This window comes from Streptomyces bluensis (assembly GCF_014650715.1).
GTDB lineage: Bacteria > Actinomycetota > Actinomycetes > Streptomycetales > Streptomycetaceae > Streptomyces > Streptomyces bluensis.
This window is the reverse complement of the sequence record NZ_BMVM01000018.1, coordinates 18,451-36,761: the sequence shown is the minus strand read 5'-3', so window position 1 is coordinate 36,761 and position 18,311 is coordinate 18,451. Positions and strand designations below refer to the sequence as shown.

Sequence of the window (18,311 nt, the reverse complement as noted above, 5' to 3'; positions counted from 1 at the left end):
CGTTTGAGGAGCGGGGGTTCGGGGGCTGGCCCCCGAGACGAGGGCCGGGGCGGAGCCCCGGAGTCGGGGGTTCAGGGGGCGGAGCCCCCTTGGCGGGGTCGAAGGGGCGGAGCCCCTGGGGAGGGGACGGGTAGGGGCGGCGGGGGCGAGACAATCCGGCGCGCACCCCAGGCCGGCCGTCGCCGCTCAAGGCAGGGCCCCGGCCCCCGCACGATCCAGCAAGGGCGCCAGCAGATCCCCGTACGCCCGCACCCGGGACTCAAGATCGGGCGCACGGAAGACAAGCTGCCCGGGATCCGTACAGGACGCGACTTCCTCCCAGGTCACCGGCGTGGACACGGTCGGCTCGGAACGCGCCCGCAGGGTGTACGGAGCGGCCGTGGTCTTGCGCGCGGCGTTCTGGCTCCAGTCGACGAACACCTTCCTGGGCCGCAGGCTCCGCGTCATCCGGTGCACGACAAGCCGCGGCATCGCCTTCTCCGCCCCCACGGCCAGTTCCTTGGCGTACTCCGTCACCCGCCGGGAGGGCGTCGGCCGCACCGCCGCCAGCAGGTGCAGCCCCTTCGCCCCGGACGTCTTCGCGTACGCCTCGATCCCGTCCGCCGCGAGCCGGTCCCGTAGCCACAGGGCGACCCGGCAGCACTCGACGATCGTCGCGGGCGGGCCGGGGTCGAGATCGAAGACGAGACGGTCGGCCTCGCCCGGCGCGCCGATGAGCCACTGGGGCGTATGGAACTCGGTCACCAGGTTCGCCGCCCACATCAGGCTCGCCAGGTCCTGCACCAGCACCATCCGGGCCGGGCCCTCGGAGCGCGGCACCTCGGCGGTCGTGACCCAGTCGGGCGTGCCCGGCGGCACGTTCTTGGCGAAGAAGAGCTGGCCGTCGGGCCCGTCCGGGTAGCGCAGGAACGACAGCGGCCGGTCCCGGAGGTGCGGCAGCAGCGGCTCCGCGGTCGTCGCGTAGTAGTGCAGCACCTCGGCCTTGGTGAAACCGGTCGCGGGATACAGGACCTTCTCCAGGTTGGAGAGGGCCACCCTCCGGCCCTCCACCTCCGTGATCGGCGTCATATGACGAGAATCCCATGAAAATACCAAGAAAAGCGGGCAAACATCGCCCGCGCTCTCAGTGGACGTTCCCGACAGGCGTTCTCGGCAGGCGTTCTCGGCAGACATTCTCGGCAGTCGCTCTCAGCAGGCGCTCCCCGCCGCTCGGGGATAGCGTGAGTTTCGTGCGATCCATTTGGAACGGGGCCATCTCCTTCGGCCTGGTCAGCATCCCGATCAAGCTGGTGAACGCCACCGAGAGCCACTCGATCTCCTTCCGCCAGATCCATCTGGAGGACGGCGGCCGTGTGCGCTACCGCAAGGTCTGCGAGCTGGAGGACCGCGAGCTGACGCAGGACGAGATCAGCAAGGGGTACGAGGCCGCGGACGGCTCGATCATCCCCATCACGGACGAGGACCTGGCCTCGCTGCCGATCCCCACCGCCAAGACCATCGAGATCGAGGCGTTCGTCCCGGCCGACCGCATCGACCCGCTCCAGCTGGACGCGGCGTACTACCTCTCCGCGAACGGAGTGCCCGCCGCGAAACCGTACGCGCTGCTCAGAGAGGCCCTCAGACGCAGCAACAAGGTCGCCATCTGCAAGTTCGCGCTGCGCGGGCGGGAACGGCTCGGCATGCTCCGCGTCGTGGACGACGTGATCGCCATGCACGGACTGCTGTGGCCCGACGAGATCCGCGCGACCGACGAGGTCGCCCCCGACACGAACGTCACCGTGCACGACAAGGAACTCGATCTCGCCGACGCCCTCATGGACACCCTCGGCGAGGTCGACCTCGCCGACCTCCACGACGACTACCGCGAGGCCGTCGAGGAACTCATCGCCGCGAAGGCCTCCGGCGAGGCGCCACCGGCCGCCCCGGCCGAGCCACGGGGCGGCAAGGTCCTCGACCTGATGTCCGCCCTGGAGAGCAGCGTCCGGGCGGCCAAGGAGTCCCGCGGCGAGGAGGTCGCCAAGGGGAGGGCCGGGAAGAAGTCGACGGCGGGCGCGAAGAAGACGGCGGCGGCGAGGAAGGCCACCCGGTCCACGACAGGGACAGGGGCGAGGAAGTCGACGTCAACGGCGAAGAAGTCCACCTCCACATCCGCGTCCACGTCGGCAGCGACGACGAAGAAGACCGCCGCCAAGTCCACGACGGCTGCGAAGAAGACGCCGGCGAAGAAGACGACGAAGAAGCGCGCGTCGGCCTGAGCCGCCACTGCGGTTCGGCGCGGGCGCCCGGTGTGGCGCCGAGAGCGACGGCGCCGAGAGCGACGGCGCCGAGCGCACTGGTGTCAAGCGCACTGGTACCGAGCCCACCGGCGCCGAGCCCACCGGTGCTGAACTCACCGGCGCCCTCCACCTCCTTACCCCCTTACCCCCTCACCCGCCGCAGCGCGAGCACCGCATTGTGGCCGCCGAACCCGAACGAGTTGCTCAGCGCCACGTCCCCCCGCGCGGGCAGCGGCCGCGGAGCCTTGGTCACCACGTCCAGTTCGATCGCGGGGTCCTGCTCGGCGCAGCCGATCGTGGGCGGGACGATCCCGTGATGGAGCGTGAGGACCGTGGCGACGGCCTCGACTCCGCCCGCCGCGCCCTGGAGATGCCCGAGGTGCCCCTTGAGCGCGGTGACCGGCACCCGGCAGCCGCCCAGTACGGACGTCAGCGCCCTCGCCTCGGCGAGGTCACCGTCGACGGTGGCCGTGGCGTGGGCGTTGACGTGGACGACGTCCGCGGCCTCGGCCCCCGCGTCGGCCAGCGCACGCCGCAGCGCGAGCGCGATCCCCGTGCCGGACGGGTCGGGCGCGGCCATGTGGTGGGCGTCGGCGGAGAGTCCCCAGCCCGCGGCCTCGCAGTAGATCCGCGCGCCACGGGCCCGTGCGTGCTCCTCCGCCTCCAGCACCAGGAACCCGGCGCCCTCCCCGTTCACGAACCCGTCGCGGTCCCTGGCGAAGGGGCGCGAGGGGCTCTCACCGTCCCCGAGCCCGTGGCCCGACAGCGCCCGCATGGCGGCGAAGGACGCCATGATCGCCGGGGTGACGACGGCCTCGGCCCCGCCGGCGAGGGCCACGTCGATCCGCCCGTACCGTATGCGGTCGACGGCCTCCCCGACGGCCTCGGTGCCGGAGGCGCACGCGCTGGTCACCGTGCGGGCCTCGCCGGTGATCCGCAGGGCCAGCGACACCTGGGACGCGGCCTGCGAGGGCACGGTCATCGGGGTGGTCAGAGGCGACACGCCCCTGGGGCCCTTCTCGCGCAGCCGCCGGTCACCGTCGACGAGGACGGAGGCGTCGCCGAGGATGGCCCCCGCCGAGACCCCGACCCGCTCGGGCGCCGGCCCGCTCTCGGTCGTGCCCGCGGGGTCGAACCCGGCGTCCTGCCACGCCTCCCGTGCGGCCAGCACCGCGAACTGGGCGGCCCGGTTCATCCGCCGGGCCTGCGGCCGGGGCAGCAGCGCGGCCGGATCCACCGGTACGGTCCCCGCGACGCGTACGGGCAGGCCGGCGAACTCCTCCCCGTCGAGTTCCCGTATTCCGCAGCGCCCTTCGAGCAGCCCCGCCCACAGCTCGCCGACGCCGACACCGAGGGGGGTCACGGCGCCCAGCCCGGTGACCACCACCCGTCGCGGTCCGCCGATCCGGCTCGTCGCCGGCCGGGCGGGGCGGGGGCGATGCCGTACGACGTGGTCGATGGCCTCGGCGGCCCGCTTCCTCAACTCCGCGTCCGAGAGCGGTGGTTCGGGACGGCTGTCCGCAGGGCCGTCCGCACGGCCGTCCGCACGGTTGTCCGCGCGGTCGCCCGGGGCGTCGTGGTTCCAGCCGCCCCAACGCCGTACGTACGTGTCCTCGACCGCGTGCGGATCGACCGTCCGCAGGAAGCCGACGCGGTCGCCGTCCCGGAAATCCACGGCTCTGAGGTTGGCGGAGGTGAGGAGGGGGACACCGGCGGTGTCCACGCGGTGGTCGCCGACGGTCACGGTCCGGTTCCGGCCGAGTTCCTCGTCGCGGTCGGCGCCGCCGAGCGGTGGCCGCAGCGTCACCCGGATCGACTCGGGACACACCGGGAGGGTGTGCATCACGACGTACCAGCGGTCCGCGTCGGCGTCCCGCGCCGAGAGGGCGAGCAGATCCCCGGGGACGAGTTCGGCGACGGTGACGGTGTGCGGCGTACGACGCATCTCGTGCCCCAATCCGGCGACTCCCGTGGGTCGGCCCAGTCCCCTGTGGCGTGACGGGTCCCTCGTTCAAGCTCCCCTCTCCGCGCGGGTGCGGAACGTCAAGGCGCCGCGCGTTTCCGGCCACTTCCAGGAACCGGGGGGTTTGGTCGGCCGTTTGGTTGACTGTTCAAGTGATCAAGTGGAGCTGTTCGGCATCCCGTACTGGCGCGCGATGCGCACGAGTACGAGGTTGAGTAGGACCACGGGCACGAGGACCACGAAGGCCAGCAGGACGACCGTGACTGTGACGGCTTGAAACGCCTACCGTTTGGGAGACACTCATGAGCGAACGCGCCGACCGGATCATCGCCGCCCTGCGCAGCGGACACGACCATCTCGCCGCACTGGCGGGCGGCCTGGGCGCCGACGACCTCACCCGGGCGTCCGGGGCGGCGGAGTGGGACGTGTCGCAGGTGCTCAGCCATCTGGGCAGCGGCGCGGAGATCGGCCTGGCCGTTCTCGAAGGCGCACTGGAGGGCACCGGGCCCAAGGACGCGGACTTCAACAGGTCGGTGTGGGCGCGCTGGGACGCGATGTCCCCCGGCGACCGGACCGAGCGATTCGTCCCCGCCAACGAGGCGCTGGTCGCACGCTACGAGGGCCTGGACGCGCGGGCGCGCGAGGAGTTGAGGATCGACCTCGGTTTCCTGCCGACGCCCGTGGACGTGGCCACGGCGGCGGGCCTGCGGCTCAGCGAGTTCACCTTCCACACCTGGGACGTCGAGGTCGCCTTCGATCCGGCCGCCGTCCTGGCGGCCGAGGCGACCGGACCGCTCCTCGACCAGACCGGGATGCTCATCGGCTTCCTCGGCAAGCCCGACGCCCTGGAGGGCCGCCCGGTCCACCTCGCGGTACGGACCATCGCGCCCGAGCGGTCCTTCGGCCTCAACCTCGGCGAGACGGTCGGCCTCGGCGACGAACCGGCCGAGCCCGACGCGGTCCTGAGCGCACCCGCCGAGTGGTGGCTGCGCCTCACGACCGGCCGCCACGCGCCCGCGTACACGCCGGCCGGCGTGACCCTCACCGGGGACGCCCTGACGCTGGACGATCTGCGGAGGGTCTTCCCCGGGTTCTGAGGCGGGGGCCTTTCCTGCTCCGGTCACACAGGCGTTTTGGGATCTCAGGATCTCGGGATCTCGGGATCAGTGATCTGGGGAGCTGGGGAGCTGGGGATCTGAGGATCTCGGGATCCCGGGAGGCCTACGTGTCGTTCGGCCTACGTGTCGTTCTCGGTGTCCGCAGGCTTGGGCAGCAGGGCGTGCATCACCGTGCAGTCGTGCTGCCCCTCCAGGCCCTCGACGGCCCGGGTGACGGCGCCGGCCAGTGAGCCGGAGGCCTCGCGCAGGAGCAGGCGCGCCTTGTCGGTGAGCGCCACCTGGATGCCGCGCCGGTCGCCGCACGCGGTGTTGCGGGTGATCAGTCCGGCGTGCTGGAGGCAGGCGACCTGATAGGTGAGCCGGGTCTTGGGGCGGCCCAGGCGCTCGGCGATCTGCGTCATGCGCAGGCCGGTGACGGGGCCGTCGGCGAGCAGGCACAGCACCAGGAACTCGTCGTGGGAGACGCCGAGCGTCTCCTTCACCAGGGAGCGCAGTTGCTGCTCGATCGCGCCCGCGGCGGCCAGCAGCCCCATCCAGGCCCGCAGTTCGGGGGGCAGCAGGGCGGCCTCGCCGGTCGGGTCGTGTCCGGGCAGGTCGGCGGGGGCGGGGGAGTCGGCCATGAGGTCCCAGTCTACCTGTTGTCCAAATTTGGAGCATCGACTAGCCTGAGGTCATCCAAATTTGGACGACCGGCGGGTTATTCGTCGCCGAGTCGTCGTGTCACCCATCCCGCCCCTCTCAGGAGAACCTCATGTCCGTCGCAGTCGAAACCGGGACCTGGCAGCTCGACCCCGCCCGTTCCACCGTCGGTGTCCAGCACAAGACCATGTGGGGGCTGGTCACCGTGAAGGGCACCTTCACCGGACTCTCGGGTGAGGGCGAGGTGGGGGCCGACGGGTCCGCCACCGGTTCGATCGCCCTGGACGCCGCCTCCCTGGACACCAAGAACGCCAAGCGTGACGCGCACCTGCGGGCCGCCGACTTCTTCGACACGGACCGGCACCCCGAGCTCACCTTCGTCGTGCGCAGCGCGACGCCCGGGAGTGACGGGACCGTTCAGGTCGCCGGTCAGCTGAGCGTCCGCGGGATCAGCCGTCCGCAGTCCTTCACCGCACGTCTCGCGGAGGTGAGCGCCGACGCGGTCACGCTGACGGCGGAGTTCACCGTGGACCGCGAGCAGTTCGGCATGGGCTGGAACCAGCTCGGCATGATGAGCGGCCGCACCGCGGTCACGGCGTCCCTCCGCTTCGCCCGGACGACGTCCTGAGGGGACGGTGAATCGGGCGCCCGCCGCGTAGGACTCCGGCCCTGTCCTATTCGATCTCGCGCATCATCTTCTCCATCGAGCCGACCGCGAGCCGCGTCTGCGTCAGCTCGTCCAGGGTCTGCCGTTGCTCCTCGGCCGTGCGGCGCTGCAACTCCACGGTGTCCTCCAGGAGTTGCGCGTACCTCGCCGCCAGCTCCTGGTACTGCTGCTCGCGTGCGGCCAGCATCCGGGCCCGCCAGGTGGCGGCGACCTGCCAGACGATCACGATCAGCAGGCTGAAGAAGCCGGCCGCGCCGACGGCGCCGACCAGAACTCCCAGCTCGTCGGCTCCGGCGGCGAGCGTCACCTGTTCCTGATTCACTTCGCCTCTTCTTTCGCGGTCCGGTCGGCTCTCTCGGCGGGATCAGCCTTCTCGGTGATCGTCGCGGCCGCCCGGGTGATGGTGTGGGGCGTCAACTCGTAGAAGAAGGGGGTGACTTCGAAGTACTTCATCGCCTTGCCGTCCTCCGCGAGCTCAAGCGTGCCGACGACGAGTCCGGCCGCCTCCAGCCGCTGCAGGTGCATGTGCAGCAGCGGACGGCCCATGCCGATCTCGCGAGCCAGCGCGCTGACGTAGTTCCGGTTCTCCGTGAGCGCCGCGATGATCCGCATGCGGTGCGGATTGCCGAGAGCGGAGAGCACCTTCAGCAACGCGTCACCAGTCGGTGCCGGAGGCGGGACCTCGGGCATCGCGGGCCCCTTTCGTCGTACCTGTCAGAAAAGGCTGACGGCCGCCTCGCGCACCTGTCAAAGATTTCTGACACATCTCGGGGATAGCTCCGGGATGACTCAGGGACAGCTCGGGGACAGCTCGGGGACATCTGGGGGGCGGCCCGGACAGAGAGCGGCGGGCAGCTGCTGTGGTGTGGATCACGCATGCCGGATTGAGCGGAGAACCTGGTGGATTTCCGTACCAAGCTGTGACAGCCGAGCTGCCGGTGCAAGGATGAACCGCCATGACTGCTGGACGGTGTTCTCGCGCGCTGAGGGCTGCGGTGTTCGCGGCCGTCTGCGTGCTGTTCGCCGTGCAGGGACACGTCATGACATCCGGTGTCGAGGTGCCCTGGTGGGCACTGGCCGCCGGAGCACTGGCGACGGGCGGGACGGTGTGGTGTCTCGCCCACCGCGAACGCGGACGTCTCGCGGTCGGTTCCGTCGCGGTCGCCACCCAGGTCGTCCTCCACTCGTTGTTCTCGCTCGCGCAGGCGGTCGAGCGGCCGGAACCGGCCGGCGGGGCGTCCCTCGCCCAGCGGTGGGTGCGTTACGTGCTGTGCTCACCGTCGGGGACCGGCACCGATCCCGGCGGCGCGGCGACGACCGCACGTTCCACGGGCCATGACATGGCGGGCGGGTCTCCCGCGGGCCTGCCTCCCGCGGATGCCTCCATGGACGTCTCGGGGCCGATGGTCCCGACGACTCCGATGAGCGGCATGGACGGCGCGGGCGGCATGGACGTGGTGGGCCACGCGGGCCATGCCATGGGCGGCATGTCCTCGACGGGCATGCTCACGGCCCACCTGATCGCCGCCCTGCTGGGCGGCCTGTGGCTCGCCCACGGCGAGCGCGCCGCCTTCCGTATCCTGCGGGCTCTCGCCGGATGGCTCGTCGCCCCCCTGCGCCTGCTGCTCCGGCCGCCCGCGCCGCCGCACCGCCCACGCGTCCGCGCCCGTCGCGGTCGCTCGGACCGCACCCCGCGCCGGCTTCCCCTCGTCGACGCCATCACCTCTCGGGGTCCGCCCGCCGGGACCGCTGTCCTCTGACGACAGCCGGTTCCCCGGGGCCGTACCCGGAGGCGTCGCCGACTCCTTCCTCGCTCGTTTCCCTCTTCGCCGACGCTCCGCTCCTGCCTCGGGCATCGGTCGCGCACGTCCGCGCGGCCGTACGCCATCGACCACCGGAACCGCCGCGCCGTTGCGCCGGTCCGGTTCCCGGACTCCCGAGAAGGACACCAGGTGTTCACTCCTGCCCTGCCCGCTGCCCTGCCGACCGCTCGGCCGACCGCCCTGCCCACGCCGCACGACGAGTCGATAACCGCTTGGGCGCTCGCGGCGCGCGGTGGCGACGCCGACGCCGTCGAGAAGTTCGTCCGCGCCCTGCACCGGGACGTCAGCCGCTACGTCACCTACCTCGGCGCCGACCCGCAGTCTGCCGACGACCTGACCCAGGACACGTTCCTGCGGGCACTCGGCAGCCTGCACCGCTTCGAAGGGCGCTCCTCGGCGCGCAGTTGGCTGCTGTCCATAGCGCGCCGCGCGGTGAGCGACAGCATCCGGTACGCCGCCGCCCGGCCCCGCCTGTACGACACCGACGACTGGCAGTCGGCGGCCGAACGCGCCCAGCCGCGCGGCCTGCCGGGCTTCGACGACGGCATCGCGCTCGCGGAACTGCTGGCCGCGCTGCCCGACGACCGCCGTGAGGCGTTCGTGCTGACCCAGCTGCTGGGCCTGCCCTATGCGGAGGCGGCGCGCGTCAGCGGCTGCCCGGTGGGCACGGTCCGTTCCCGTGTGGCCCGCGCCCGCCGCTCACTGATCGAGTCGCTGTACGAGACGGAAGCACCCCGGCCGGCGGCCGGGGCCACAGCCGTAACCGTGACCGCCGCCTGACGAGCGGTGCGGGACCCGCCGCCCGGCTCACCGGGCCGTGCGGCGGCGACCCGGGTCGGTCCCGCGCGGACAGGCGGTCCTGGCACGGGGCGCTGGGGTTGCTGGCGGCGGCGCTGATGTTCGGCTCCGCCACCCTCACCCCGATGGTCATCGCCGAGGAGGGCCCCTTGGGACTCCTCGGCCTCGTCGGCTGGCTGGCCTGGGTCGTCTGGACCGTCACGTACGGCATCACCCTGATCCGCCTGAGCCCGTCCGGCTCGGCCGTAGGCGGGAGTTGAAGGACGTGAACGGGGCGGTGCCCCGCATGACGAGGTAGGGCGGGGTTTGACGAGGTATGGCGGGGTGGGTCAGTCCGCGTCGGTCGTGCCGGTGAGCACGGTGAAGGCCTCGCGGCGGTGTGCGGCGAAGAGGTCCAGGGCGGCCTCCGCGTCGCGGGCCCGCAGGGCGGCGGCGAGTTCGCGGTGTTCGGCGGGGATGCGGGAGAGGTAGCCGTCCGTGCTGCGGCCGATCCGGGTGAGCAGGAAGAGATGCACCTGGCAGCGGATGGCCTGCCACGCCTCTTCGAGGCGACGGTGCCGGGCGGCCGCGTAGACGGCGTCGTGGAAGGCGATGTCGCAGCGCACCATCTCGTGCGCGTCCGCCGCACGGTCCATGGTGTCGGCCACCTTCGCGACGGCCGCGATGTCCTCGTCCGAGGCGCGGGCGACGACCTCCCGTACGGCGAGTTGGTCCAGCGCGCCGCGCAGGCTGTCCAACTCCGCCACGTCGTCGGGGGACAGCGTCGTCACCGTGGCGCCGCGGTGCCATGCGCTGCGTACCAGACCCTCGCGCTCCAGCTTCAGCAGCGCCTCCCGCACCGGGCCGCGGCTGACGTCCAGGGCGCCGGAGAGCTCGACCTCGCGCAACTGTGCGCCGGGGGCGTAGGCCCCGCTGAAGATGGCCTCCCGGATGCTGTCGGCCACCTCGTCGGCCAGTCCCCGACGGCGCGCGGGGGCCACCTTGCCCTGGTCGCTCATGACTCCTGCCCTGCCGCCCCGGCTGCCCTGTCTTCGTCTCTTCGTCTGTTGTCGCAATGTTAACCATCTGCCTGGCGGCGAAATGTCAGCATCGTGGCTCAGGGCACGGCGGGCCCGGTGATGAGCTGCCCGTCCTCGTCGTACGGCCAGACGTTCGGAGCGCAGCCGTTCATGCCCTTGATCTGCTGCATCATCGCCGGCGCCGGTTTGCCCCGGCCCGGGCAGCCGACATGGCCGTGCCCGAGGAAGTGGCCGACCTCGTGGTTGATGATGAGTGCGCGATAGGCCGTGACGTCCTCGGCGTACACCGGTGTCGCCAGTTCCCAGCGCTTGAGGTTGACCATGACGTCGGCGCCGACGCGGCAGTTGACCTCACCCCTGGTGTTCAGCCCGGACTTGCCGCAGATGGCGTCGACGGTGCCGGGAGTCGCGACCCGGACGACGAAGTCGGTGGCGCCCCCGGAGACCCGCTGGAACGCCGACTGTCCGTCCGAGGTCCAGCCGCGGGAGTCGCCAAGTATGCGTTCCACCTCTTCGGCCACGTCCTCCGCGGACAGCGCTATGCCTTTCTCCACGTCGACCTGGTAACGCAGGGTCCTGCCCCTGCCCACCTTGTCGCTTCCACCGGAGGCCGTGGTGAACGTCCCCGGCCCGGTGGAGGGGATGTCGATCGGGGAGGGGCTGGACGAGGTGTCCGGTGACGTGCTGGGGGACGTGGTCGCCGTGGCTGAGGGGCTGCTGGTGCCGGTGGGGCCGGGGGCGGGCCGGGACGGGGCGGACGTGGGCCTGGCCTGCGCGGTGGACCCGGCGTCGTCCGGTGACTCTCCCGCGTCCCCCGATGCCCACCCCACAGCGGCGAATCCGGCGGCCCCGAGCACGGCCACCGCTGCCAGGCCGCCCCACCAGAGACCCTTCCTCGGGTCGTACACGCGCTCGCTCCGGCGGCGGGTGCGGGTGCGTGTGCGGGAAGGCTTGGCTTTCTGCGCGCTCATGTTCTTTCAGAGTGTGATGGGGACGTGATCGGATCAGACCGAACCGATCACGAAACGATAACGGATCACTGGCGGGGGTGTGGCGCGGTTCCGTTCATACGAAGGCGTCGCCCCGCCCGGAATCCAGAACCCGCAGCCGGGAACCCGGAACCCAGAGCCAGGAGCCCGCAACCCGCACCCCGCAACCCGCAAGCCAGAACCCGGGGCTCGGAACACGGGCTTTGCATGATCATGCGAAAGCATGCATACTCTTCCTATGTCCAAGGTCCTCACCTCCCTGCCCACCGGCGAGCGCGTCGGCATCGCCTTCTCGGGCGGCCTCGACACCTCGGTCGCGGTCGCGTGGATGCGCGACAAGGGCGCCGTCCCGTGCACCTACACCGCCGACATCGGCCAGTACGACGAGCCCGACATCGCCTCGGTGCCCGGCCGTGCGAAGACCTACGGCGCCGAGATCGCGCGCCTGGTCGACTGCCGCGCGGCGCTGGTCGAGGAGGGACTGGCCGCGCTCACCTGCGGGGCGTTCCACATCCGCTCGGGCGGGCGTGCCTACTTCAACACCACGCCGCTCGGCCGCGCCGTCACGGGCACGCTCCTGGTCAGGGCGATGCTTGAGGACAACGTGCAGATCTGGGGCGACGGCTCGACCTTCAAGGGCAACGACATCGAGCGGTTCTACCGGTACGGCCTGCTCGCCAACCCGCACCTGCGGATCTACAAGCCCTGGCTGGACGCGGACTTCGTGACCGAGCTCGGCGGCCGCAAGGAAATGTCGGAGTGGCTGCTCGCCCACGACCTGCCCTACCGGGACAGCACGGAGAAGGCGTACTCCACCGACGCCAACATCTGGGGCGCCACCCACGAGGCCAAGACCCTGGAGCACCTGGACACCGGCGTGGAGACCGTGGAGCCCATCATGGGCGTGCGGTTCTGGGACCCCGAGGTCGAGATCCTCACCGAGGACGTGACGATCGGCTTCGACCAGGGCCGCCCGGTGAAGATCAACGGCAAGGAGTTCGCCTCCCCGGTCGACCTGGTCATGGAGGCCAACGCCATCGGCGGCCGCCACGGCCTCGGCATGTCGGACCAGATCGAGAACCGGATCATCGAGGCCAAGAGCCGCGGCATCTACGAGGCCCCCGGCATGGCCCTGCTGCACGCGGCGTACGAGCGCCTGGTCAACGCGATCCACAACGAGGACACCCTCGCCCAGTACCACACCGAGGGGCGGCGCCTCGGCCGGCTGATGTACGAGGGCCGCTGGCTCGACCCGCAGTCGCTGATGATCCGCGAGTCGTTGCAGCGCTGGGTCGGCTCGGCGGTCACCGGCGAGGTCACGCTGCGGCTGCGGCGCGGTGAGGACTACTCGATCCTCGACACCACGGGCCCGGCGTTCAGCTACCACCCGGACAAGCTGTCCATGGAGCGCACCGAGGACTCGGCGTTCGGCCCGGTGGACCGGATCGGCCAGCTCACCATGCGCAACCTCGACATCGCCGACTCGCGCGCCAAGCTGGAGCAGTACGCCGGGCTCGGCCTGATCGGCACCACGGGCCCCGCCATCGGCGCCGCCCAGGCGGCCGCGACCGGCCTGATCGGCACGCTCCCGGAGGGCGGCGCCGAGGCCATCGCCTCCCGCGGCGAGGTCTCCGGTGACGACGAACTCCTCGACCGCGCCGCGATGGAACTCGGCACGGACTGACCAGTCGTCCGCACAACGGCAAAGGCCGGCTCGGCGCCCACGGCACCGAGCCGGCCTTCCGTCATCCGCAATATGCCCTCCCGCGTATGCATGTGGGCAAGTGCCGGAATAGGAAGTCATATGTGGGTCATAGCGGACGGGGTGTAACACGGTCGCGCACGCAGGACGCTGAGGCAGAAAGAAGTGGGTTGCTCACGGGGCTGAATCTCGGCACCGGGCGACCTTTCCACAGGACAACGCCTCGGATTGGATTTCTTGTGAGCAACATCGACCCGGCTTCTGGATACCAGGCGTACGGCAACTCCCCGGGGCCCGAACGGTCCCTGCGCAACCAGGCCGCCGCACGGCGGACAGCTCTGGCGATCTGCACGATCGCCGACGTCGCGGCCGGCCTTCTGGGTCTGTGGATCGTGCTCTACCTGCTGGACGCCAACCAGGGGAACGCATTCGTCGATTTCGTGCGCGGAGCGGCGGACTGGCTGTCGGGATGGGCGCGGGACATTTTCACGATGGACACGGAAGGTCTACGTGTTGCCCTTAATTATGGCCTTCCGGCCGGTGTGTATTTGCTGATCGGCCACGGAATCGCCGCCCGGCTCAACCGGGTCTGACGGCATTACAGGAACGAGTCGCGGAAACCACTCACGCATGCACAATGAAAGCGATGACCTGCCGATCTATGAAAATCTGGTACGCGAACGTGGAGATGCCGTAGCGGAAGCACGGATCGCGGCGGAACGCACCCAGCACCAGGCGGCGGAACTGCTGACAGGGCAGGAGGCCGGCCGGCCGGACCGGCCGGCGCGATAACAGCCGTGATTACAGCCGTGGTTACAGCCGCGACGACAGCCGCGACGACAGCCGCGACGACAGCCGCGACGACAGCCGCGACGACGGCCGCGGCCTGGGGCCTGTGCCCGAGACCCTCCGCCTCGGGGGTTCAACTCCCGGTCGGGGTGAGCACCACGAAGTCCGCGTTCGCCGGGTCCAGGCAGACGGCGAGACGGCCGACGCCCTCCGCGTCCTCCGGCCCCATCTGCACGCTGCCGCCGTTCCCGGTGACCTTGGCGACCGCGGCGTCGCAGTCGGTGACGGCGAAGACCGGGTGCCAGTACGGCCGCCCGTGCGCCAGGGCGAGGTGCTCCTTGGGCAGCTCCATGAGGCCGCCGTGCATGCGTTCCGGAGGGAGCCCGGCGGGGGCGATGAGGGAGTACGTGCCCCCGCCACCGGGCAACTGCATGTCGCTGAACTGCCAGCCGAGGACACCGCCGTAGAACTCCTTCGCGGCTGCGGCGTCGGTGGTGTACAACTCGGTCCAGCACAGCGAGCCGGGCCGGTCCACCAGCTCGACGCCCTTGTCCGTGCCCGGCTGCCAGACGGCGAACTGGCCGTGCAGCGGATCGCTGTACTGCGCCATCCGGCCCCAGTCGCCGAGGTCCGTCGGGGTCACCCGTACGGTGCCGCCGGCGCGCTCCACGGCCTGGGTCGTGGCGTCCACGTCGGTGACGCTGTAGTAGATCATCCAGGCCGGGCGGGCGCCTTCCTCGGTGAGCTTGCCGAGCCCGGCGACGACCTTGCCGTCCTTCCGGAACACACCGCCTTCCATGTCCTCGCCCTCACCCATGGATGCGTAGTCCCACCCGAACACGGCGCTGTAGAAGGCCGCTGCGGCGCGGACGTCGGGAGCGCCGAGGTCGAGCCAACAGGGCGAGCCGGGGACGAAGTCCGTGGTGATCATGCTGATCACGCCCTTCCGTAGATCCTCAGATCCTCTGTCTGCCCAGCGTGGCACCCGCCACGGACAACCGCCCGCCGACCACCGGCAGCGCCGCGGGCGACCAGGAGCGGCTCCAGTGGGCCATCGCCCGGCGCCGGAGTCTCGGCACGGACGGGGACGTACGCCGACTTCGAAACGGCCCTCACCATCGCTTGAGCGGCTCGCGTGGCCGCCCGCCGATAAAATGGGGGAGGTCACACGCCTGTTGCGCGGCGGACCGCCCTCAACGGGCTCCGGGTGACCGATCGATCTGGAGGGTGCCGTCATGGCCGAACAGATCACGTGCCGGCGGGTCTACGAGGAGACCTCGCCGAAGGACGGAATGCGGGTGCTCGTCGACCGCGTCTGGCCGCGGGGCATGCGCAAGGAGGACGCGCACCTGGACGAGTGGCTGCGTGATGTGGCCCCCTCGACCGAACTGCGCAAGTGGTACGGCCACGAACCCGGCCGTTTCGCCGAGTTCCGCAGCCGCTACCTGGCCGAGTTGCGCGACGCCGGGCACCGGGAGGCGGCCGGGCGTCTGCGCGACCTCGCCGCCCACGACAAGCTGACGTTGCTGACCGCGACCAAGGATGTGGACCACAGCCAGGCCGCCGTACTCGCCGAGTGGCTGAGGAAGCGGTGACGGGCCGCGCGCTGGTCGGTGACGACGACGTGCGGCGTGTGTGCCGGGCCGTCCCGGTGAGGCGGAGGTGAGGCTGTGACGAACGCCGCGATGCCCGGTGGGCCGCCCAGCATGCGGCGGCGTGCGGTGGCCGGTGTGGTGGAGGGCCTCGCCCCGGGGGCGTTCGCGTTCGTCATGGCCACGGGCGCGGTGTCCACCCTTCTGGCCCAGGACGGCGCGACGACTTCCTCGGCGGTCCTGCTCTGGATCGCGATCGTGGGATACGTGCTGCTGTGCGCGGCCTACCTGTGGCGCCTGGCGTACCGGTGGCGGCGTTTCCGCGCCGAACTCGCGGGCCCGCGCGCCTTCGCCTTCCTCACCTTCGTCGCCGCGTCCGAGGTGCTGGCCGCCCGGCTGGCCGTCGACCAGCACTACGGTGCCGTCGCCACGCTGACCGTCATCGGCGGAGCCGGGTGGGTGGTGCTCGGTTACGGTGTGCCGCTCTTCCTGATCTGCTCAGGTCACGGTCACAGTCTGTCACTGCGCCAGGTCAACGGTATGTGGCTCATCTGGGCGGTGGCCACGCAGTCCGTCGCCATCGCCCTCGCCGCCCTCGCCCAGCACACCGGCAGCCCGGCCCTGGGCTATCTGGCCTCGGGGTGCTGGGCCGTCGGACTGTTGCAGTTCCTGCTGGTGGCAGCGCTGGTACTGGCCCGGCTCCTGCTGGAGCCCGTGGAGCCGGGGGAGTTGGACCCGCCCTACTGGGTGTTCATGGGTGCCCCCGCGATCAGCGTGCTGGCCGGTGTGAGGCTCCTTCGCCTCCCGCTCGGAGACACGCTGGTGCCCGGGACGTTCGTGGCAGGCACGTCGGTCGTGCTGTGGGCGTTCTCCACCTGGCTGATCCCGCTCCTGCTCGCGCTGGGCGTGTGGCGGCACGTGCTGCGCCGCGTTCCCCTGCGGTACGAGACGAGCCTGTGGAGCTTCGTCTTCCCCGTGGCCATGTACGGAGTGGCGTCCCGGGCACTGGGAGAGGCGGCGGGGTGGGGCTGGATGACCACGGTCGGCGCCGACGTGACGTGGGTGGCGCTGGCGGTGTGGGCGGTGGTCTTCATCGGGATGCTCGCCGCACAGGCCACCGCGCTGCGGCGCTCCGGACAGCCGCCGGGAGAGACGTGACGGGGCCGACGTGACGGGGGGGCCGTCGCGACGGGGCCGTCGTTGTCGAGGTGTCAGTGTGCCGTGGTGTGTCCTGGTGTGTCGTGGTGTCAGCCGTCGTTGTCGTGCCATCGGCCGCCGGTCGGGGCCGTGTCGAAGCGGGTGGCGGCCGAGGCGTTGCCGCTGAAGTCGTTGCTGGTGACCCGGCCGCCCGTCCAGCGGGCGCCGTGGGTGATCCAGAGGGCGTGGGTCTGGGTCCTGGGCTGCTGGTCGTCCCGGACGCGGTTGCCGTGCAGGTGGGGGTGGGTGACGGTGGCGTCGGCCGTGAGACCTGCCCGCGGTGTGGGTGCGTCCGGGAGGTGGTAGGCGGAGCCCGGCGCGGGAGTGCCGTTGTCCCAGGCCGTGTCCGCACCGGGGCGGGCTGGGGCAAGGGCCAGTACCGTCCCGGTGTTGCCCGTGACCATGGCCGTCTGGCCGCCCACCGTGAGCTGCTTGCCGCGGTGGGCGTCCGGGGCCCAGTCGGCGTGCTCGTCGGTCATGGAGCGCGGCGCGAACCGTACGCCCGGGCCTTCCCCCTTCGCCGCCGGTGCGGCGCGGCGGCCGTTGTCGTGGACGCGGTTGCCCAGGATCGCCACCTCCCGCAGGGCGGCGTCGAAGCGGACACCGTCGAGGGCGTTGTCGCGGATGTCGTTGGACTCCAGCACGATGTCGGTCGCCGGTTCCTGGTCGCCGCCGGCCAGGTTGTGCTGCCAGTACCCGTACCGGCCGTTGTTGCTGATGCGGGTACCGCGCAGGGCGTACGGGCCTGGGGTGTTTCCGAGCCCGACGCCGTCGCGGACGTTGCCGTCGATGACGCAGCCGGTGACGATCCCACCCCGCCCGCCCACGCCCGCGGTGCCCTGGGAGGAGACGTCGAACCCGGCCTCGTGGTTGCCGATCATCGTCGAGGAGGTGACCAGCAGGCCGTCCGCGCCCCAGTCGGAGATCCCGAACCGGTTGTCCTCGGCGTGACAGGCGGTGATGCGGATACCGCGCGGTGGCGGCCAGTTCTCCTGCTGGAGTTCCACGAAGATGCCGTTGGTGCCGTTACCGGTCGCGGTACAGGCGGTCACCGTGAGGCGTTCGACACCGCCCCAGCCGCCGATGCCGATCCCGATCCCGGCGCCCCCCATCTTCTCGCCGGGGTCCTGCGCCCCGCACCGCTCGGCCAGCACGCCCTCGACGACCGTGTCCTGGAGGAAGTCGCAGCCGAAGCCGGTCGCGGCGGTGTCATGGATGTACAGGTCGGTGAAACGGCCCCGCAGCACGTACTGCAACCCGAGTCCCTTGGCCAGGGGGTCGTACTCCTCGGTCCGCGCCCCCGAGCCGTCGACCTCCAGGTGGGCGAAGGCGATGTCGGCCAGACAATTACCCCGTCCGGCTCCGTGCTTCGCGGCGGTGAACCAGGCCAGCGGTACGGGGCTCGCCGGGCGGCCGGGGTTGCGCAGCTCGAAGCAGGTGGCGCCCCGCCCGGCGCCGAGCAGGGATACACCACTCCGCCAGAGGGTGGGCTCGTCCTGGATCACGTAGCGGCCGGCGGGAACGTGAATGATCCGGGGACGGCCGTCCGCGGCACAGGCCTCGCCGAGGGTGTCCACCAGCTTCTGGAGCGCCGGCTGGTCGTTGGTGGTGCCGTCCCCGACCAGACCGTGCTCGCGGGCATCCACCGTCAGTGGCATGGACATATGGCTCCCCTGTTCGGCCGCGCGTGGCGGTCACCGCACCAGTCGGGTCGCCCCCGTCGCCCCCTCAGACGCCGG

At 71.3% G+C, this 18,311-nt stretch carries 20 protein-coding genes; 11 read left to right on the top strand and 9 right to left on the bottom strand.

Features of this window, described 5'->3' with window-relative positions; all coding sequences use genetic code 11:
- Positions 1 to 186 precede the first annotated feature (186 nt).
- Entirely contained in the window at positions 187 to 1,068 is an 882-nt protein-coding gene (ligD, locus tag IE262_RS32085) for a non-homologous end-joining DNA ligase (RefSeq protein WP_134029721.1), read from the bottom strand.
- Between the two features lie 161 nt (positions 1,069 to 1,229).
- On the opposite strand from ligD, the gene ku reads away from it, so the two are divergent.
- Complete coding sequence (ku, locus tag IE262_RS32080) at positions 1,230 to 2,255, top strand: non-homologous end joining protein Ku (RefSeq protein WP_444545234.1); 1,026 nt, start codon at positions 1,230 to 1,232, stop codon at positions 2,253 to 2,255.
- A gap of 163 nt (positions 2,256 to 2,418) precedes the next feature.
- Here the strand turns inward: ku and IE262_RS32075 are convergent, their stop codons facing one another.
- On the bottom strand, positions 2,419 to 4,221 hold the full coding sequence (locus tag IE262_RS32075) for a beta-ketoacyl-[acyl-carrier-protein] synthase family protein (protein ID WP_189878774.1): 1,803 nt from the start codon (positions 4,219 to 4,221) through the stop codon (positions 2,419 to 2,421).
- Between the two features lie 320 nt (positions 4,222 to 4,541).
- On the opposite strand from IE262_RS32075, the gene IE262_RS32070 reads away from it, so the two are divergent.
- Complete coding sequence (locus IE262_RS32070) at positions 4,542 to 5,336, top strand: maleylpyruvate isomerase family mycothiol-dependent enzyme (RefSeq protein WP_189878657.1); 795 nt, start codon at positions 4,542 to 4,544, stop codon at positions 5,334 to 5,336.
- Positions 5,337 to 5,476: 140 nt separating this feature from the next.
- Here IE262_RS32070 and IE262_RS32065 read toward each other — a convergent pair whose 3' ends face one another.
- Entirely contained in the window at positions 5,477 to 5,977 is a 501-nt protein-coding gene (locus IE262_RS32065) for a MarR family winged helix-turn-helix transcriptional regulator (protein WP_189878655.1), read from the bottom strand.
- Between the two features lie 131 nt (positions 5,978 to 6,108).
- Between IE262_RS32065 and IE262_RS32060 the strand changes: the two genes are divergently transcribed.
- Complete coding sequence (locus IE262_RS32060; protein ID WP_189878654.1) at positions 6,109 to 6,624, top strand: YceI family protein; 516 nt, start codon at positions 6,109 to 6,111, stop codon at positions 6,622 to 6,624.
- Between the two features lie 46 nt (positions 6,625 to 6,670).
- Here the strand turns inward: IE262_RS32060 and IE262_RS32055 are convergent, their stop codons facing one another.
- Both IE262_RS32055 and IE262_RS32050 read right to left on the bottom strand, forming a co-directional pair.
- Positions 6,671 to 6,985, bottom strand: coding sequence for a hypothetical protein (locus IE262_RS32055; protein ID WP_166681541.1), 315 nt, complete (start codon positions 6,983 to 6,985; stop codon positions 6,671 to 6,673).
- On the bottom strand, positions 6,982 to 7,353 hold the full coding sequence (locus IE262_RS32050) for an ArsR/SmtB family transcription factor (protein WP_134029735.1): 372 nt from the start codon (positions 7,351 to 7,353) through the stop codon (positions 6,982 to 6,984). The genes IE262_RS32055 and IE262_RS32050 overlap by 4 nt, the downstream gene beginning before the upstream one ends.
- Before the next feature lie 266 nt (positions 7,354 to 7,619).
- On the opposite strand from IE262_RS32050, the gene IE262_RS32045 reads away from it, so the two are divergent.
- From IE262_RS32045 to IE262_RS32035, 3 genes are all read left to right on the top strand, one after another.
- On the top strand, positions 7,620 to 8,423 hold the full coding sequence (locus IE262_RS32045; protein WP_189878652.1) for a hypothetical protein: 804 nt from the start codon (positions 7,620 to 7,622) through the stop codon (positions 8,421 to 8,423).
- Positions 8,424 to 8,615: 192 nt separating this feature from the next.
- A complete protein-coding gene (locus tag IE262_RS32040) occupies positions 8,616 to 9,266 on the top strand; it encodes a sigma-70 family RNA polymerase sigma factor (protein WP_373305196.1) in 651 nt (216 codons plus the stop codon).
- A 98-nt stretch (positions 9,267 to 9,364) separates the two neighbouring features.
- On the top strand, positions 9,365 to 9,544 hold the full coding sequence (locus IE262_RS32035) for a hypothetical protein (RefSeq protein WP_189878650.1): 180 nt from the start codon (positions 9,365 to 9,367) through the stop codon (positions 9,542 to 9,544).
- A 69-nt stretch (positions 9,545 to 9,613) separates the two neighbouring features.
- Here the strand turns inward: IE262_RS32035 and IE262_RS32030 are convergent, their stop codons facing one another.
- Both IE262_RS32030 and IE262_RS32025 read right to left on the bottom strand, forming a co-directional pair.
- Entirely contained in the window at positions 9,614 to 10,282 is a 669-nt protein-coding gene (locus IE262_RS32030) for a GntR family transcriptional regulator (protein ID WP_134029747.1), read from the bottom strand.
- 98 nt (positions 10,283 to 10,380) lie between these two features.
- The gene (locus tag IE262_RS32025) at positions 10,381 to 11,274 is read right to left on the bottom strand and encodes a DUF3152 domain-containing protein (protein ID WP_189878648.1); all 894 of its coding nucleotides are present in this window, start codon (positions 11,272 to 11,274) and stop codon (positions 10,381 to 10,383) included.
- A gap of 256 nt (positions 11,275 to 11,530) precedes the next feature.
- On the opposite strand from IE262_RS32025, the gene argG reads away from it, so the two are divergent.
- The 3 genes from argG (at position 11,531) to IE262_RS32010 (ending at position 13,786) form a co-directional block, all read left to right on the top strand.
- On the top strand, positions 11,531 to 12,976 hold the full coding sequence (argG, locus tag IE262_RS32020) for an argininosuccinate synthase (protein ID WP_134030226.1): 1,446 nt from the start codon (positions 11,531 to 11,533) through the stop codon (positions 12,974 to 12,976).
- A gap of 257 nt (positions 12,977 to 13,233) precedes the next feature.
- A complete protein-coding gene (locus IE262_RS32015) occupies positions 13,234 to 13,587 on the top strand; it encodes a hypothetical protein (RefSeq protein ID WP_189878646.1) in 354 nt (117 codons plus the stop codon).
- 37 nt (positions 13,588 to 13,624) lie between these two features.
- Positions 13,625 to 13,786 (top strand): hypothetical protein, encoded by a 162-nt coding sequence (locus tag IE262_RS32010; RefSeq protein ID WP_189878644.1) that lies wholly within the window; start codon positions 13,625 to 13,627, stop codon positions 13,784 to 13,786.
- A gap of 130 nt (positions 13,787 to 13,916) precedes the next feature.
- Here IE262_RS32010 and IE262_RS32005 read toward each other — a convergent pair whose 3' ends face one another.
- Positions 13,917 to 14,714: a VOC family protein gene (locus IE262_RS32005; RefSeq protein ID WP_134029753.1), complete on the bottom strand. Its 798-nt coding sequence runs from the start codon at positions 14,712 to 14,714 to the stop codon at positions 13,917 to 13,919.
- Between the two features lie 304 nt (positions 14,715 to 15,018).
- Here IE262_RS32005 and IE262_RS32000 point away from each other — a divergent pair, with 304 nt between their 5' ends.
- Positions 15,019 to 15,378, top strand: coding sequence for a DUF488 domain-containing protein (locus IE262_RS32000; protein WP_189878641.1), 360 nt, complete (start codon positions 15,019 to 15,021; stop codon positions 15,376 to 15,378).
- 75 nt (positions 15,379 to 15,453) lie between these two features.
- Positions 15,454 to 16,533, top strand: a complete 1,080-nt coding sequence (locus tag IE262_RS31995) for a tellurite resistance/C4-dicarboxylate transporter family protein (protein ID WP_229877676.1) — start codon at positions 15,454 to 15,456, stop codon at positions 16,531 to 16,533.
- A gap of 89 nt (positions 16,534 to 16,622) precedes the next feature.
- Here IE262_RS31995 and IE262_RS31990 read toward each other — a convergent pair whose 3' ends face one another.
- The gene (locus IE262_RS31990) at positions 16,623 to 18,236 is read right to left on the bottom strand and encodes a right-handed parallel beta-helix repeat-containing protein (protein WP_189878640.1); all 1,614 of its coding nucleotides are present in this window, start codon (positions 18,234 to 18,236) and stop codon (positions 16,623 to 16,625) included.
- Positions 18,237 to 18,311: the final 75 nt, after the last annotated feature.

Excerpts from the sequence above, each read along its gene's own strand:
- ligD (WP_134029721.1), bottom strand. The coding sequence starts at position 1,068 with ATGACGCCGATCACGGAGGTGGAGGGCCGGAGGGTGGCCCTCTCCAAC.
- IE262_RS32075 (WP_189878774.1), bottom strand. The coding sequence starts at position 4,221 with ATGCGTCGTACGCCGCACACCGTCACCGTCGCCGAACTCGTCCCCGGG.
- IE262_RS32070 (WP_189878657.1), top strand. The coding sequence starts at position 4,542 with ATGAGCGAACGCGCCGACCGGATCATCGCCGCCCTGCGCAGCGGACAC.
- IE262_RS32065 (WP_189878655.1), bottom strand. The coding sequence starts at position 5,977 with ATGGCCGACTCCCCCGCCCCCGCCGACCTGCCCGGACACGACCCGACC.
- IE262_RS32060 (WP_189878654.1), top strand. The coding sequence starts at position 6,109 with ATGTCCGTCGCAGTCGAAACCGGGACCTGGCAGCTCGACCCCGCCCGT.
- IE262_RS32050 (WP_134029735.1), bottom strand. The coding sequence starts at position 7,353 with ATGCCCGAGGTCCCGCCTCCGGCACCGACTGGTGACGCGTTGCTGAAG.
- IE262_RS32045 (WP_189878652.1), top strand. The coding sequence starts at position 7,620 with ATGACTGCTGGACGGTGTTCTCGCGCGCTGAGGGCTGCGGTGTTCGCG.
- IE262_RS32030 (WP_134029747.1), bottom strand. The coding sequence starts at position 10,282 with ATGAGCGACCAGGGCAAGGTGGCCCCCGCGCGCCGTCGGGGACTGGCC.
- IE262_RS32025 (WP_189878648.1), bottom strand. The coding sequence starts at position 11,274 with ATGAGCGCGCAGAAAGCCAAGCCTTCCCGCACACGCACCCGCACCCGC.
- argG (WP_134030226.1), top strand. The coding sequence starts at position 11,531 with ATGTCCAAGGTCCTCACCTCCCTGCCCACCGGCGAGCGCGTCGGCATC.
- IE262_RS32010 (WP_189878644.1), top strand. The coding sequence starts at position 13,625 with ATGCACAATGAAAGCGATGACCTGCCGATCTATGAAAATCTGGTACGC.
- IE262_RS32005 (WP_134029753.1), bottom strand. The coding sequence starts at position 14,714 with ATGATCACCACGGACTTCGTCCCCGGCTCGCCCTGTTGGCTCGACCTC.
- IE262_RS32000 (WP_189878641.1), top strand. The coding sequence starts at position 15,019 with ATGGCCGAACAGATCACGTGCCGGCGGGTCTACGAGGAGACCTCGCCG.
- IE262_RS31990 (WP_189878640.1), bottom strand. The coding sequence starts at position 18,236 with ATGTCCATGCCACTGACGGTGGATGCCCGCGAGCACGGTCTGGTCGGG.